A 14,660-nucleotide genomic window follows, 5' to 3' on the forward strand; every position below is an offset into this window, starting at 1 on the left:
GATGAGTACGTCGAGGCTCGTCAAGTTGCTGCTGAACGCTGCGATGTACTCGAGCAGCAAATCAAGCAGTTGCTACAACACCTCGATTGGCCATCCTTCCCCGATGCATCGAATGATTCTTCCAGCGCGGCTAATCAAGACAACGCTTCTTGGGCCCGCTGTCTTGATCAGGTTGAGACCTATCTCTGTGAGTTGAAGGAGGCGCAAATCAGAACCGGCCTGCATCGTTTTGGCAGCCAGCCTGAACGCTCGGTTCAAAGAGAACTCGTGCTGGCTATTGCGCGATCGCCGTCGGGTGGCTGCCAAGGCATCACCCAGGCCATGGCCAAGGTGGTTGGACTGGAATGCGACCCCTGGTCGGATGAAGATGGTGCCCGTTTGAGCGACCACGACCGCAGAACCCTCGAGCAGTTGGGTTGTGATCATCCCAGACGTGTCTCGGCTGCTGTGAGTTGGCTCGATGCTCAAGCGCTTCGCTTGCTGGAGCAGATCACAGACGAGCCCGGTGAACCGCTATGTCCAGCGCTCCAGCAGTGGCTCCACGACAACAAGGAGCCTGCTCTCCTGCGCCTGCACGATGAGCTGTTACCGCGATTGTTGGCCTGTGCCTCGAGTGAAAAGAAGGCCTTCCTTGCTGCTTTGTCTGGACGACGGATCGCTAGTGGACCTTCCGGAGCTCCAACGCGTGGTCGTCCAGATGTATTGCCAACGGGGCGAAATTTTTATTCCGTTGATCTGCGGGGGCTTCCAACCGAAGCGGCCTGGGATTTAGGCCGGCGTAGCGCTGAGCAATTGTTGGATCTCTACCGACTCGAGGAAGGGGAAGATCTGCGTCACCTTGCCCTCTCGGTGTGGGGAACAGCCACGATGCGTAACGGCGGTGAAGACATCGCACAGATGTTGGCTCTTCTTGGCGTTCGGCCTCTCTGGGATGGCCCAACACGGCGAATGGTGGACCTTGAAGTGATTCCTTTGAGCCTGTTGGCTCGACCCCGGGTTGATGTCACCCTGCGAATGTCAGGACTGTTCCGCGATGCCTTCCCTCAGCTTGTGGGTTGGGTGAATCGCGCTGTGCAACTCGTCTCAACCCTCGATGAAAGCGACGATGTGAATCCTCTTGCCTCGATCACCCGCGAGGAAGGCCCTCAAGCCAGGATTTTTGGTTCTGCACCAGGTGCGTATGGCGCTGGATTGCAGGCCTTGATTGATTCGGGCCAATGGGACCATCAGGAACAACTTGGCGAGGCTTTTTTGGCTTGGAGTTCGTGGAGTTACGACGGCGACGTTCAAGCTCATGCCAACCGCACAGGGTTAGAACGAGCTCTTCGTCACGTGCAGGTGGTCCTCCATAACCAAGACAACCGGGAACACGATTTACTCGATTCCGATGACTACTACCAGTTTCATGGAGGGATGACCGCAGCGGTGCGTCGCTCCGGAGGGACCAACGTGCGGCCATGGTTTGCAGATCACTCTCGCCAGGAACGACTTCGCATTCATTCCCTCAGCCGTGAAATCGACAAGGTGGTGAGAAGCCGTTTATTGAACCCACGCTGGATCGAAGGAATGCAACAGCATGGCTACAAAGGAGCGTTCGAAATGGGAGCCAGCCTCGATTATCTGTTTGCTTACGACGCTTCAACTGAAGCGGTTCCTGATTGGTGCTACGGGGCCATCTGTGATCAGTGGCTGCTTGAAGTCAGCACACAAGACTTTTTAAGGCGGTCCAACCCCTGGGTTCTCAGAGATATGGCCGAACGCCTGTTGGAAGCTGCAAACCGAGGCTTGTGGTCTCAACCTTCCCCCGATCAGCTTGAGCAGATCCGGGGATTGGTTCTTCAAGCCGAGGAGGCCGTCGAGAAAGGAGGCCTCAGTTGTTGAGGTCGCGGACCATGGCTTTGAAAGGATCGATCGATCCAGGCTTGGATGAAGCAGCCCTCGAGGAAGAAGATCCAGCCGGCTTGTTTTCAGGTTCGGGCTTCAACTCTTCTTTGCGCGCAGCAGGCGCCGCATTCGGAGCCATGGGTGCGTTAACACCAGCTGTGCGCAACGCGGTGCCCTTGAGTCTCTGATCCAATTGCTCCTTTGTCATCGCCTCGGCGAAGGTTTTTTTCACAGGGGTGGGAATACCACTTGAAATCACAGAGGGGATCGAAGGTTCTTCGTTAGGTTTTTCAGAGCCCAATCCCTTGGAACGGGTCCCAACTTTGAGATCCATTGCATCAACTTCGGTCACCAGTTCCTTATTGCCTGGGTTGTCGGCGGATCCTGGGAAGGTACGGCGGATGGTTTTGGCCTCCCGCATGTAATCCACATTTCCGTAGGAGGAGGACGTGTCTGAATCGAGGTAGAAGGCCTCTGCTTTCGCTTTGACGTTGTCCTTGGGGAGGCCCTGTTGACCGTCCTTGTTGGAGCGTGACTTCAGCAGCCGATCGAAAAGACCCATTGCAACCATCCAGATCGTTGAGTGAATTTAGCGGCCTTTAAGGTCAATACCGTGTGTATCAGTGCCGCAAGTACGCAAAAGGCCAAGGTTTTTTAACTGTTGATCGATCGATTCACAGATCAATGGCGTGGGTGACCAGCGTTGTTGCATGTCGTAGTCGTACCAGGCTTCACCACCATCGAAACCGAGCTCAGCGGCTGCATCGATTAAGACCGAGAACCCCAACCTGTACCGACCTGGATGGGCAAGGATTGCGATCCCGCCGGCTTCATGAATCGCTTTACGAACCTCGCCTGCCCTCAGAGGTGCACCAACCGCAGCATCGCCGCTGGAGTAAGGCAACAAAGCGGTATGTCCTGGCGTAAAGCCCAGAGCTAGGACGTGAACCAAACAACCGCGCAGGATGCAACTGATTTCCATCCCACTCCAAAGCGTTGGAGTGTTCACGCCCTGATCGCGAGCACGCTCAAGCCAACGAACCATCGGACCATAGGCGGCGATCGAATGGTGATCGGTGACGGCAATGTGACTCAGCTTGCGCGCATTGGCTTGTTCAATCAGTGCAACCGGTTCCAGGCTTCCGTCACTGCAGACGGTATGGCAATGAAAATTGAGTAAATCTGGACAGCTCTCAGGTCCAACCGTGTTCAGAACAGCCCGCAGTGGGTGCTGGTCATGCGTCACTGGCTGACTCCTGCGCGAGCGCTGCTTCGCGGAGACGTCGCCAGCGGGCATAAAACTGAATCGTGCCGGCCATAAACACCACGAGTCCAACGGTTAACCAGGTTGCTGCTCCTGTTGGAAATTGGGTTTTGAAGACCACCAGCATCACCACGAGAACAAGCAACAGGGTTGGAAGTTCGTTGAGAGCACGGAGTTGCCTGCCGCTCCACTGGCAAACCCCAGCTTGCAGTTGTCCCATCAGTCGATAACAGAACACGTGATAGGCCAGCAACAGAGCCACAAAGCCGAGCTTTGCGTGCATCCAGCCTTGCTGCAGCCAGGATGGTTGTGTGATCAACAGACCTGCCGCCATTGTCACGGTGAGGATCAGGCCAGGTGTGGTGATGATGTTGGCCAGCCGCCTTTCCATCACTGCGTACTGCGCTTTGAAGGCTTCGCGAACAGGCGACGCCTCCTCGTCCGCTTCGACGTGATAGATGAACAGTCGAACGAGATAAAAGAGACCCGCAAACCAGACCACCACGCCAACGATGTGAAGGGTCTTGAACCACAGGTAAGCCTCAGGAGGAAGCGTCAGTGTCATGACCCCATCAATCTCTCCTCAACAATAGAAAGCCGCTAGCTGAGCGAGTCAAGAAACTGTTGCGCCTTGGAGTAATGCGTTTCCATTACCTCGGCTGCCATGCGATCGAGATTTCGAGTCATCATCGCCAATCTTGGTTGTGAACGAAAAAAGTCTCCATGACGATGAATAAAACTCCAGAACAAGCCATCCCATATCTCACACCACTCTCCGGGTTTGTAGTCAGACATTTTGCGAACGTAATTGGAACCTGATATATAAGGTTTGCTCGTAAAGATTCCACCGTCTGCAAACTGACTCATCCCATAAACATTAGGAACCATGACCCAGTCGTAAGCATCCACGAACAGTTCCATAAACCATGTATAGATACGACTGGGATGGAAACCACAAAGAAGCATCGGGTTTCCCAACAGCATCAGGCGCTCAATGTGATGACAATATCCAGTGTTCAAAGCACGTTTGATTGCATCATCAATCGGTGGAATTCCCGTGGTTCCTTGGTAAAATGCGTCTGGGATGGGGCGATCTTCAAAGTTCCAAAAATTGCTATTGCGCATCGTTACTCCATGGCGCAGATACATCGCAGCCATGAATTCACGCCAACCAATGATTTGCCTCAGAAAACCCTCCAGAGAATTCAGTGGGATCTCACTAGATTCTGCAACGTCGAGCGTTTGGGTGAGAATCTGCTGGGGAGTAAGAAGCCCGAGGTTGAGCATCGGCGTTAAGACGCTATGCCACATCACACGGTGTTGGGAGCTGATGGCATCTTCATAGGTGCCGAAACCAGCCAGTCTTTGTTCCAAAAAGGTGTTAAGCCATTGTTTTGCTGATCGGTGATCAATAGGGAAATCAATTGATGGTTCTTCAGGAACCGTGATTCCTTTGGGAAGCTTTTTACGGTTATCGGCGTCATAACTCCAGCGGCCACCCACAGGAGCTCCCTGATCATCGATCAACACTCCTAAGCGCTTGCGCTGCATTTGATAGAAATTGGCCATCATTGGTTTGCGTCGGCCGCTGAAATATTTATCCATCACTTCGGTTGGCGTCAGCAACATCGGAGTGGGTAGAAGATTGAGAATGCAATGGCGCCGTTCCAATGTCTTTTTGACTCTTTTATTCAACAAATCATCGATTGGATCGACCATGTAAAATGTTTGATATCCAGAATCAATTAGTTGGTTGAGAAGATCTGATGTTTGCTGATTCTGATTGGGTGTGAGTATGCAAACGCTAAAACCTTTGGACGCAAGATCCTTTTGGTAGGCAAGCATCGTTTGTTGATGCAACTTGAGCTTGCGTGGGTGGATGGTGAGCGGCCATTGAGGATCACCTCCGAGGATCAAGGCATCTGCAATCAAGGCAATGCTGCGGTTGTCACAAATACCTGGATGGTGTTCGAAAAGCTGATGGGGAAAAACAAGTGTGATTTCCATAACGTCTTATCCGGTTTCTCCCGCTAGTCGGCAGGCACGCCGTCCCAGCGCTGTGGCTGGGATGCGATCCACCAGCCCTCCTCGTGGGCTGAGCTGCTGGTTTCGGCAGTCCATCACGACACGCTCCCGATGCCCTTGTTGATCTTCCAAGCGCATCCGCAGTTGCCAGTGATTTTTGGCGCTGCGGGTGATCTCATCGGCGCACACCACACCTGTGCATAGGCCCGGTGCCGCCAAGGCTCGATCAGGATGGATCAGACAGATGGTGAATGCGATCAACACAGTGCAGAACAGGTTCGTGGCGTGAAAGCAGCGTTTCATTCCGTGTCCTCACCTGCCATCCCCACGTTGTCCTCATCCAGTTCCTGCGGATGAAAATAGGTGCGGATCTGTTTCGCCAGAGAGAGTCCAACCCCGGGGGCTTGATGGATTTGCTCCACGCTGGCCAGCTGAATGGCGTCAATCGACTGAAAGTGAGCCAATAGATCACGCACCCGTTTCGGCCCTAGCCCAGGAATGTCAGATAGTCGTGAGCGCTTCATCCGCTGGCCACGCTGCTGTCGATGGAAGGTCACTGCGAAGCGATGCGCCTCGTCGCGCAAACGTCGCAACAACGTCACTCCGAGTTGATCCGGTTCGCTCTCGAGGGGCTGCTTTGCTTCTGGGAGGAAAATCTCTTCGCGTTGTTTGGCCAAGGAACAAACCACTAGGTCCTCATGCAAATCCAACTCGCGTAAGGCCTCCATCACTGCGGACAACTGCCCCTTACCACCATCAATCATCACGACATCGGGCCAATCGTGGAGTCCATTCATGTTCAGGCTGCTATTGGATTGACGACGGACCTCATCCAGGTCAGCACCTTCAGCTTTAACGCGGGCCCATTTGCGAAAGCGCCTGCGCATGATTTCTGCCATGGCCATGAAGTCATCGCTGTGGCCGGCCTGAATACTGCTGCTTTGGATTTTGTATCGGCGGTAATGCTGCTTGGCAGGAAGTCCGTCAATAAAGACCACCTGAGAGGCCACAGCATCACTGCCCTGAATATGACTGATGTCATAACCCTCAATTCGTCTTGGAGGTGTGGCTAACTCAAGAAGTTGAGCGAGATCCTCATTCGCTAAGGCTTGCTGCTCCTGACTTTGACGAGCCCTGCCCAGTTCAAATTCAGCGTTACGCATCACCAAATCAATCAGGTCTGCTTTTTGGCGTCGTTGGGGATGCAACACCTGTACTTTGCGCTCTCTTTGCTCGCTCAGCCATTCAGTAATCAAGCTCTGTTGAGGTAGCTCATGCTGCACCAAAATTTCTGGAGGAATCTCAACAGCATCAACCTGGCTGTAGTGCTCTTCAATGACGCGCTGAAGAATGATTCCTGCCTCTAGATTTGTTGCATCTGCGGCGAAACCAAGTCTCCCCACAAGTTTTCCAGCACGCATCTGGAACAACTGAATGGCTGCAAAATGTTCGTCTTGGGCAACAGCCAGAACATCTCTACTCACTGATGCATTAGGCAAGCTCATTTTTTGGTCAGCTGTTAATTGATCAATACCCTGAAGTTGATCGCGTATTCGTGCTGCAGATTCAAAATCAAGCCTCTCGGCGTAACGTTCCATTTGCTGGTTAAGGAGTTTCCTGAGTTCATCGCTTCGACCCTGAAACACCATCGCAACTTTGCGTAAAATTTGGTGATAATCCTCAGAGCTCACCTTCTCTTGACAAACTCCTGGACAACGGCCAATCGAATAATTAAGGCAGGTTCGATTAGGATAAAGTGGTCGTGGACGTTGGCGTAGTGGAAAAACACGTTTTACAAGAAACAGGGTCCTTCTCAGTAAGCCCACATCCACATAAGGTCCATAAAACCGATCAAGTGGGCTTCTAAACCTTCGACGTCTAGTAATGAAAATTCGGGGGTAGGCTTCGCTCCAGGTAATGCAGAGATAGGGATATTTTTTGTCGTCTTTCAGCAACACATTAAAATGTGGTTGCTGGTTTTTGATCAGATTCGATTCCAGAGCGAGCGCTTCAGCTTCGCTATCCGTCACGATGAATTCGATTTCACAGATTTGCCGCACCATCAAGCGGATGCGTGGACTCAGGTCATGGCTGCTTCGAAAGTAGCTTCGAACCCTGCTGCGCAAGGTTTTTGATTTTCCGACGTAGAGCAACCGGTCGTCGGCATCGCGCATGAGATAACAGCCCGGCTCTGGGGGGATCTCTTTCAGGCGCTGTTCCAGGCGCTCCGGTTGCTCTAGCAAAGGACGCTGCATCTCTTGAATCTAGAGAACCTGCGCTGCATAGGATCCGATCAGTCCTTCATGGCTGATGCGCGCTCTCTACCCGGGCAGTTTTGATCCACTCACCCTTGGTCATCTCGATTTAATCGAGCGTGGCTGTTCCTTATTCGGAGAAGTCGTTGTGGCTGTTCTCCAGAACCCAGGCAAGTCTCCCGCTTTTAGTCTTGATCAACGGTTGGAGCAAATCACTCAGGCCACCTCCCATCTACAAGGGGTCACGGTGACCAGCTTCAACGGCCTAACGGTGAACTGCGCTCGCGAACACCATGCCCAGTTGATCCTGCGTGGATTACGAGCGATGAGTGATTTTGAATACGAACTCCAAATTGCCCATACCAACCGATCTTTGGATTCAGAATTTGAAACAATTTTTCTCAGCACTGCAGCCCACTACAGCTTTTTGAGCAGTTCGGTTGTGAAAGAAGTGGCTCGATTTGGTGGCCGTGTGGATCACATGGTTCCGGCGGTGGTGGCGGAAGACCTCAAGAGGTTCTTTAATTCGGCTTTATAAGCCAGTTGCGATGAGCGAGATCCAGTTCTCCGTGCTCGACCAGCTCGATCAGCTCGAGGAAATTGTTCTCGAAGGTAGTCGCATTCCTTTTAGCGGTGGCAGGCTAGTCAATGAGCAGGATGCCGTCGAGATCATCGATGGCGTTAGAGAGGCCCTTCCCGGGCAGGTCGTGCAAGCTGATCAGTTGCTGCAAAAGAAGGACGAATTCATTTCCTCAGCGCGCAGTCAGGCCGACGAAATTGTTCAAAAAGCCCAGCTTCAGCGCGAACAGCTTGTGAGTGCGGCTGCGGTTCGCCAGGAAGCTGAACGTCAAGTTAATGAAATGAGAGATCAAGTTCGCCAGCAGTGCGAACAGCTCCTCCAGAGTTCTCGCCAGCAGGCCGCTCAAATGGAGCACGAAATGCAGTCCAAGCAAGTTCAGCTTGATCAGCAATATGCAACGCGTCGTCAACATTTAGAGCAAGAGGCTCTGCAACGCCGTCAACAACTTGATCAAGAAGCGCTCGAACTCAAGCGCCAATTGGCTGAGCATCATGAGCGAAGTCGACAGCAGTCTGCTCAAGAGTTAGAGCAAATCCGTCTTGAAGGGGTCAAACTCCAGAAAGAAGCTCAATCGGAAGCTGAGCGTATTCATAACGATGCTCTGCAGTTTCGTCAGCAGACTCAACAGCAGTGTGAATCGTTGATTCAGCGCACACGCCAAGAAGCAGCCTCTGTTCAAGACGGTGCTAACCGCTACGCCGAGCAAACCCTTGGCGAATTAGAGCAGCGACTCAAGGAGATGGCTCAGGTGGTGTTGGCTGGGCGCCAGGAACTCGTCAAGATTCAAATGATTCGCCCCGAGAGTTCAGCATCTGAAACAGAAGCTCTTGAACCAAACAATCGTCAGGGAAAAGCGGTCTCGATGAACAAAGCACGTCGTGCAGCTTCCCGTCTTAGATCGATGAAGGGCACGGGCTGAGGTTGTACACGGTCCTCAAGATCTGGCCGATCGTTGCGTTAGGTCGGCTAGCACCATTCGAGATCATGCTCACGTAGCGAGGCCCGTCGTTCGTTTGGAGAATTCCTGAAATTGAGCGCACCCCACTAATCGTTCCTGTTTTGCCCCAAAACTTGCCTTGGATCGGTGAACCGATGAAGTAGTTGCGCAGCGTTCCTCTCTGTCCAGCAATCGCCATCGAAGCTTGGTAATAAGCGGCGTAAGGGTGTTGATCCATCCGCATCAATAACGCAGCAATGGTCTGACTTGACACACGGTTGTTGCGCGAAAGACCACTGCCGTCTGCAACTCTGAGTCCCTCCACAGAGATCCCTTGTTGCTGCATCCAACGGTGTGCGGCTGCCGAAGCCGCTCTCACATCCCATTGGTCAGCCGCTTGTCTCAGCAAAACTTCTGCCGTGAAGTTATGACTTTCAGTGTTGGCAAGGCTCATCAAGGCATGCATCGGAGCAGAGGTCTCTTCATGCACCACGATTTGATCGTCGCTTTGTTGTCGCTGTTGGCTGTTTCGAATCGGTAGCACTTGTTGGACCTGGACGGATCCGCCGCGACGCTTCACTTCTTTCTTGAACAACGTCTCTAACCGTTTGTAGGGATCGTTCACAGCACCTCCTAGAGCGTTACTGGTTAGGGCAAGGCGAGTGATTGGGGCTCCATAGGCATAGGCGCGATCTGCGGGGTGCCAATCGTTCGGCCACCAGTTTTGGCGAGGTTCTTCCTGCACCATCAACTTCACGGATCCGGCTGAGGCTCCCCGTGCTCCTCCTTGACCCATAGCGGCCATGGCAAAACGCTGTAAACCGGCAATGCCAAGATCAGGATCCCCTTGACCCTTGAGTTCAAGGGTTCCATCAGCCCGTTGGACTAACTGAGTTCGCAAGCGGAAATCTGGACCTAATTGGTCGAGGGCGAAGGCGGTACTGATGAGTTTTTGGTTGGAGGCTGGAATGCGTGCCATCCCGCCATTGACGTCGCCCAGCAAATCACCATTGCTGTTAACCACTGAAACGCTCCAGGATCTGGCAACGGGTGCGAGCAAGCGATTCAGAGCTTGCTGCAGAGGTGCACAGGAGCGTCCTCTCTGTTGGAGATCGGGAAGAGGCTGGTTGGACGGTGGTGGTGGAAGGGTAAGCAGTGGGGGCTGCTCGGCCTTACCAGGAATTGAGGCTGTAGTGCTTGCCGCCAGCGTTAGGACAAGGAGAGCTGCTTTCATTGCACCTTCAAGCCACTAACCGTTCCATTGAGGCGGTAAAGCTCACCTTCAAGTTCGACGGGTATGCCGACTTTCAACTTGGTACCGGCCAGAACCACGCCAGATTTGGACACCGTTGCATCACCTTTCAGCACAAAGCGAGCATTCAATGTGCCCACAGTCGCTCGGTTTGGATCGGGTGCCGTCACGACGGATCCATCAGGTTGAACCGCTACTAGCACTCGGTTGATGTCATCAACGCGAATCAACTTGACGCTTCCAGCGGGTTGATTCCGAATGATGATGCTCGCCCGTCCTGAAGCAAGCGCTTCCTGGACCAATGCTTCAGGGTCTGCGGCACTCACCCGACGAACGTCCACCATGATTTGCACAGATTTCACAGACCCGTTCGCTTTTGCGAACGTATTAGAGAGCTTTGGACTCCAAAGCACCCCACCAACGGCGACCAGTGCAATCAGGCCAGCAGTGGTATCGAGAACTGACAACCCTCGTAATCGGTCTCTGAAAGCCATACCCATTCCCGATCACCTGGCCAGAGTAAAAGCCTTATTCAGGAACTTCAACTCCTTAGATCCTCGATGAAGCGGTCGACGGCTCCTAATTGGCGTCCAAGACTGTCACCTTCGCCATTGATTGCCATTTCAATAGCCTCAGCGTCTGGCTTTGAGGGCATCGTTCCCAAGAACCGATAGCCATCAGGATCCGCTTTAAAGAGATGCCACATCTCCACTTCGGTTTGCAGGAGTGCCCCTGCAGCAAGCGGTTCTAAATGGAAAGCAGACCTCCAGACCGAGAGAAATCCTTTGCGTCTGGCCCTAGCGACACTGCCGAGACCAACTCCAGCATCTTCAAGCTTTCCATTGAGCAGAACCACCGTTCCCTGCCAGCTCTTGCAGATCTGTTCGACCATCTCGTAATCACTTGGCTGCGGTCCAATGGCCAAGAGCAACCGACCTGTGATTTCGGGATCCACGGAAAGCATTAGATCCTTGAGGGCAAGGCAGTGGGTCGCCAGTTCGGGGCTTTCTCGCTGCGCCAGGGCCGCTGCCCCTGCATCAGGCCAGCCCAATACCACGTCCTGACCGCCAGCCTCTAACGCTTTGGCTAGTCGCAAAGCTGGTTTTAAGATCCTGAGTCCTTCGAAGCGCCAGGTCACGGTCCAGCGCTGTTGCTGACGATCGCTCAGAGCTTTCTTGAGAGAGTCGAGGGTCATCGACTCGGCCTGGACAAGATCGGCAGGAAGGGTGACGGACAAACTCAACTCGATGGGAGGGCTTCGCGGGGAGAGTACCTAGACGTCAGACACGATTGTGGTTCATGCGATCGATGGCGTTTTGAAACCGATCGTTGATCTCAGTCAAGGTTCCAGGATGAATCCAGTAGCCAAGACTGAGTCGAAGCCCCGATCGTTGCCATAGGGGATCCACGCCCATCGCTTTAAGGATGGGGCTATCACTATCGCGGCCGGAGGAGCATGCACTCCCACTACTTGCTGCGATTCCTTCACGATCCAGGGCTCGTACCAAGGCACGACCCGACATGGGCTGTCCGTAGCGATCGGAGACCAGCATTGAGATGTGGTGCGGTAAACGCTCCGTGGGATGACCACTGAGGCGGATTGCATCGTTTTGGCAAAGCAGGTCAAACAAGGTATCGCGCACGGTTGCGATTCCTGATCCTGATGATTCAACTTGATTTACCTGACAAGAAGCGATGTCACGGAATGCTGCTGCCATTCCTTGCGCCAGGACGGGGCACTCAGTACCGGCGCGAAGACCATTCTCCTGTTCACCTCCGGCAAACAAGGGCTGGATCCGTTCAGCGATCTCCTGTCTGATCAGTAACAGACCGATGCCTCTTGGACCACCGCACTTGTGTGCTGAGGCCGTTAGGAGATCAACCGGAAGCTCATCCCAATTTGGGCAACCCTGGCTCAGGACTTGGGTGGCATCGGTATGGAACGGAATGCGCTTTGAACGACATGCCTCTCCAACGGCCTGAATCGGTTGAAGCGTACCCACCTCGCTCTGACCCCAGATTAAAGAGACGAGTTTGGTTGGAGGTTGCAGGAACCGATCCAGATGCTGCATTTGGATCTTTCCGTGGGCATCCACGGGCCATCGTTCAATCGTCCATCCGCACGCAATCAATTGCTCAGCTGCTGCAGAAACAGCCGGGTGTTCTACAGCAGAGATCACCAATCGTCCTGGTGACATGGATTTGGCGACACCAAGCAGGGCGAGATGGGCTGACTCGGTGGCACCAGAGCTGAACAGGATGTTTGATCGGTCAGCCCTCAGGCTGTCGCTGATGGAAAGACGTGCACGTTCGAGTGACTCGGCAGCATCACAGCCGATTCGATGAAGGCTTGAAGGATTCCCCCAATTGTCTTGCTGCGCTCTGATCATGCAGGAGATCACGCTCTCCCTTAAGGGAGCGGTGGCACACCCATCTAGGTAAAAGTAGGGCTCTTCAGGGCCTCTCATCGCGTTGAAAGCGGGATAGTGTTCGCTCCTCCAGGGAATCGCCAGCGAGGTTGATCATGGCGTCGAGTGAAGTTGATGATAAAAATTCTTGGACGAGCGCTTGAGCTTCATCGCGTAAGCAATGGTCAGGTTGTTGGCAGGTGTCTTGGCAATCATTCGCGCAGTCCAAACTGTTCTTGGCTTGCGTTGATGGTGTGGAAGCATCGGCGCTTGATGGGGTTGTCTGTTCAACTGTTGCCGCTGATGTCGGCTGTTCCGGTCTTGGCTGTGGCAATAATTCAGGATTCAGAACTCCATCAAAAACAGCTACGGCAGGTCCTGTCATAAACACGGAGCCTTCGGGATCGGGCCAGCTGATCTCGAGTGGACCGCCCGGGAGTTTTACCGTGGCCTCTGATCCCGATAACCCGAGCAACGTTGCGGCAACGAGTGTGGCGCAGGCCCCCGTTCCGCAAGCAAGGGTTGGACCTGCTCCGCGTTCCCACACGCGGATTTCAAGGGTCTGTTCGTCGATCACTTCCAGGAAGTGAACATTGGTTTTGGCGGGAAATAAAGGAGCGACCTCCAGTGCCGATCCCCATGCATCAAAGGGAATGGACTTGAGGTCTTGCACGGGCACCACCACATGAGGATTGCCCATGCCCACAGCCGCGAGCTGAAGGGTGCAGCCCTGGAGATCAATCTCCCCTTGTGGAAGTCCAGACCGTCCTTTCGGAAGCGTGGTTGGAATTTGATCCGAATTCAGAAATGGCTGACCCATATCAACTCGGATCTGTCCGTCTTCACATAGTTCAGGGACGATGACGCCCGCCATGGTTTCGGTTCTCCAGGTTCGTCCTGGCTGATCTCCATCGCTATCAGCCAGAAAACGGGCTAGGCAGCGAATGCCATTGCCGCACATCTCTGCTTCGCTTCCATCCGCATTGAAAATGCGCATCCTCAGTTCTTCGCCCTGCTGTGGGGGCAGGGCCAAAATCAATCCATCGCCTCCGATCCCAAAGCGTCGATCACAGATCTGGCGCACCCAATTTGGATCTGGTTCGGTGATGTTGAGAGGAAGTTGTCCAGCACGACCTTCCAATAACACGAAGTCATTGCCTAAGCCCTGGTACTTGCTGAATTGGATCATCTCCTCAAACTCCAGTATGGAACTGGGTTCCTTGAATGTTTCCATGACCAGTATTGACACTCATTACGATACGTTACATGTGCTATTTGATCATCCTATTCGACACTCGTGCTGAAGACGCTTAGCCCTTTGAAGATTGCCTATCGAGCCTCTCTGCTTCTGTCGTTTCTAGCAATATCAAAGATAACGAGATTTGTCTCATAGCTTTACTGGCTCCTCTCAAAGTATTTAATTTGCTTAAGTCCTATTGAAACTAGTCACTACTGCAAACCGTATGTCTTTTGGAATCGTAGATCTGAATTGCCCCGATCTTTTATTTGCTCGGCCTCACTCAAAGCCTTCTCAGTAATTAAAAGTCTAAGCATCATATTTAGTGATGGGTAAAGATCTCCTGTTCCGCTCTTGGTGACCTGGCGCGACAGACCGAGCGTTCGATGAATGCCCTGTCATGTCAATACTTTTCAGCGATCAGCCAGCGTAGATCCAGCCAGCAGCCCTAGGGGAGCCCATGCCCATGCTGTGTGTTCATGCTCGGTTGCTTTTCCTGATCGTGGAGGGAACGGACCTCCTTTGACCTGTCATGAGTGACGCTAACAGGTAGATAGCGCGGCTCATATGTATTAAGTATACGATTCGATAATTATATTGAAATGCATGGCTTCTTCTTGATTAGCCCTTTAAAGTCAATGTAATACTCATGATAATTTAAATCAGAAGCTAAGGGGCGTTCGGATGATTTCAGTAATGTCTACATGCGACTTTGTCGTGGACTGCGTGCAGGCCTCGCTCGCTCGCGATCTCATCCAATTTTGAGATGACCCTCCACAGAATTACGCATCATCTGAGCTGTATTCGGCATCGATAGG

The 14,660-nt window shown here is 53.0% G+C and carries 14 protein-coding genes; 3 read left to right on the forward strand and 11 right to left on the reverse strand.

All coding sequences use genetic code 11. The features are described 5' to 3' along the window. Positions 1-1,881: cobaltochelatase subunit CobN (cobN, locus tag NCN04_RS01760; protein WP_250394987.1), on the forward strand; the 1,881-nt coding region annotated here is incomplete at its 5' end. On the opposite strand, the gene NCN04_RS01765 is transcribed toward cobN, so the two are convergent. Genes NCN04_RS01765 through uvrC form a run of 6 tightly spaced genes read right to left on the reverse strand, consistent with a single transcriptional unit; the run spans position 1,871 to position 7,428 of the window. Beyond that, positions 1,871-2,446, reverse strand: coding sequence for a hypothetical protein (locus tag NCN04_RS01765; protein ID WP_250394988.1), 576 nt, complete (start codon positions 2,444-2,446; stop codon positions 1,871-1,873). The genes cobN and NCN04_RS01765 overlap by 11 nt on opposite strands. Before the next feature lie 27 nt (positions 2,447-2,473). Beyond that, positions 2,474-3,181, reverse strand: coding sequence for a PHP domain-containing protein (locus NCN04_RS01770; RefSeq protein WP_250394989.1), 708 nt, complete (start codon positions 3,179-3,181; stop codon positions 2,474-2,476). After that, a complete protein-coding gene (gene hemJ, locus NCN04_RS01775; protein ID WP_250394997.1) occupies positions 3,120-3,707 on the reverse strand; it encodes a protoporphyrinogen oxidase HemJ in 588 nt (195 codons plus the stop codon). Before hemJ ends, NCN04_RS01770 begins: the two co-directional genes overlap by 62 nt. A gap of 41 nt (positions 3,708-3,748) precedes the next feature. Continuing rightward, entirely contained in the window at positions 3,749-5,155 is a 1,407-nt protein-coding gene (locus tag NCN04_RS01780; protein WP_250394990.1) for a cryptochrome/photolyase family protein, read from the reverse strand. A 6-nt stretch (positions 5,156-5,161) separates the two neighbouring features. Beyond that, the gene (locus NCN04_RS01785; protein ID WP_250394991.1) at positions 5,162-5,476 is read right to left on the reverse strand and encodes a hypothetical protein; all 315 of its coding nucleotides are present in this window, start codon (positions 5,474-5,476) and stop codon (positions 5,162-5,164) included. Next, a complete protein-coding gene (uvrC, locus tag NCN04_RS01790; protein WP_250394992.1) occupies positions 5,473-7,428 on the reverse strand; it encodes an excinuclease ABC subunit UvrC in 1,956 nt (651 codons plus the stop codon). Before uvrC ends, NCN04_RS01785 begins: the two co-directional genes overlap by 4 nt. 55 nt (positions 7,429-7,483) lie before the next feature. Here uvrC and coaD point away from each other — a divergent pair, with 55 nt between their 5' ends. Further along, the gene (gene coaD, locus NCN04_RS01795; RefSeq protein ID WP_048346471.1) at positions 7,484-7,966 is read left to right on the forward strand and encodes a pantetheine-phosphate adenylyltransferase; all 483 of its coding nucleotides are present in this window, start codon (positions 7,484-7,486) and stop codon (positions 7,964-7,966) included. Positions 7,967-7,976: 10 nt separating this feature from the next. Continuing rightward, entirely contained in the window at positions 7,977-8,927 is a 951-nt protein-coding gene (locus NCN04_RS01800; protein ID WP_048346472.1) for a hypothetical protein, read from the forward strand. Here NCN04_RS01800 and dacB read toward each other — a convergent pair. The 5 genes from dacB to dapF are packed head-to-tail and all read right to left on the reverse strand — an operon-like array spanning position 8,902 to position 13,794. Continuing rightward, a complete protein-coding gene (dacB, locus tag NCN04_RS01805) occupies positions 8,902-10,179 on the reverse strand; it encodes a D-alanyl-D-alanine carboxypeptidase/D-alanyl-D-alanine endopeptidase (RefSeq protein WP_250394993.1) in 1,278 nt (425 codons plus the stop codon). The genes NCN04_RS01800 and dacB overlap by 26 nt on opposite strands. Beyond that, complete coding sequence (locus NCN04_RS01810; protein ID WP_250394998.1) at positions 10,176-10,691, reverse strand: DUF4330 domain-containing protein; 516 nt, start codon at positions 10,689-10,691, stop codon at positions 10,176-10,178. Before NCN04_RS01810 ends, dacB begins: the two co-directional genes overlap by 4 nt. A gap of 47 nt (positions 10,692-10,738) precedes the next feature. Beyond that, entirely contained in the window at positions 10,739-11,440 is a 702-nt protein-coding gene (locus tag NCN04_RS01815) for a DUF1995 family protein (RefSeq protein ID WP_284498513.1), read from the reverse strand. Positions 11,441-11,477: 37 nt separating this feature from the next. Continuing rightward, positions 11,478-12,665, reverse strand: coding sequence for a cysteine desulfurase family protein (locus NCN04_RS01820; RefSeq protein WP_284498514.1), 1,188 nt, complete (start codon positions 12,663-12,665; stop codon positions 11,478-11,480). Continuing rightward, entirely contained in the window at positions 12,652-13,794 is a 1,143-nt protein-coding gene (gene dapF / locus NCN04_RS01825; protein ID WP_250394996.1) for a diaminopimelate epimerase, read from the reverse strand. The genes NCN04_RS01820 and dapF overlap by 14 nt, the downstream gene beginning before the upstream one ends. Positions 13,795-14,660: the final 866 nt, after the last annotated feature.

The organism is Synechococcus sp. MU1655, from assembly GCF_023630655.1.
GTDB lineage: Bacteria > Cyanobacteriota > Cyanobacteriia > PCC-6307 > Cyanobiaceae > Synechococcus_C.

Bases quoted from the DNA above. Each gene is read 5' to 3' on its own strand.
- NCN04_RS01765 (WP_250394988.1), bottom strand. From the start codon at position 2,446: ATGGGTCTTTTCGATCGGCTGCTGAAGTCACGCTCCAACAAGGACGGT.
- NCN04_RS01770 (WP_250394989.1), bottom strand. From the start codon at position 3,181: ATGCCCGCTGGCGACGTCTCCGCGAAGCAGCGCTCGCGCAGGAGTCAG.
- NCN04_RS01780 (WP_250394990.1), bottom strand. From the start codon at position 5,155: ATGGAAATCACACTTGTTTTTCCCCATCAGCTTTTCGAACACCATCCA.
- NCN04_RS01785 (WP_250394991.1), bottom strand. From the start codon at position 5,476: ATGAAACGCTGCTTTCACGCCACGAACCTGTTCTGCACTGTGTTGATC.
- uvrC (WP_250394992.1), bottom strand. From the start codon at position 7,428: ATGCAGCGTCCTTTGCTAGAGCAACCGGAGCGCCTGGAACAGCGCCTG.
- coaD (WP_048346471.1), top strand. From the start codon at position 7,484: ATGCGCGCTCTCTACCCGGGCAGTTTTGATCCACTCACCCTTGGTCAT.
- NCN04_RS01800 (WP_048346472.1), top strand. From the start codon at position 7,977: ATGAGCGAGATCCAGTTCTCCGTGCTCGACCAGCTCGATCAGCTCGAG.
- dacB (WP_250394993.1), bottom strand. From the start codon at position 10,179: ATGAAAGCAGCTCTCCTTGTCCTAACGCTGGCGGCAAGCACTACAGCC.
- NCN04_RS01810 (WP_250394998.1), bottom strand. From the start codon at position 10,691: ATGGCTTTCAGAGACCGATTACGAGGGTTGTCAGTTCTCGATACCACT.
- NCN04_RS01820 (WP_284498514.1), bottom strand. From the start codon at position 12,665: ATGAGAGGCCCTGAAGAGCCCTACTTTTACCTAGATGGGTGTGCCACC.
- dapF (WP_250394996.1), bottom strand. From the start codon at position 13,794: ATGATCCAATTCAGCAAGTACCAGGGCTTAGGCAATGACTTCGTGTTA.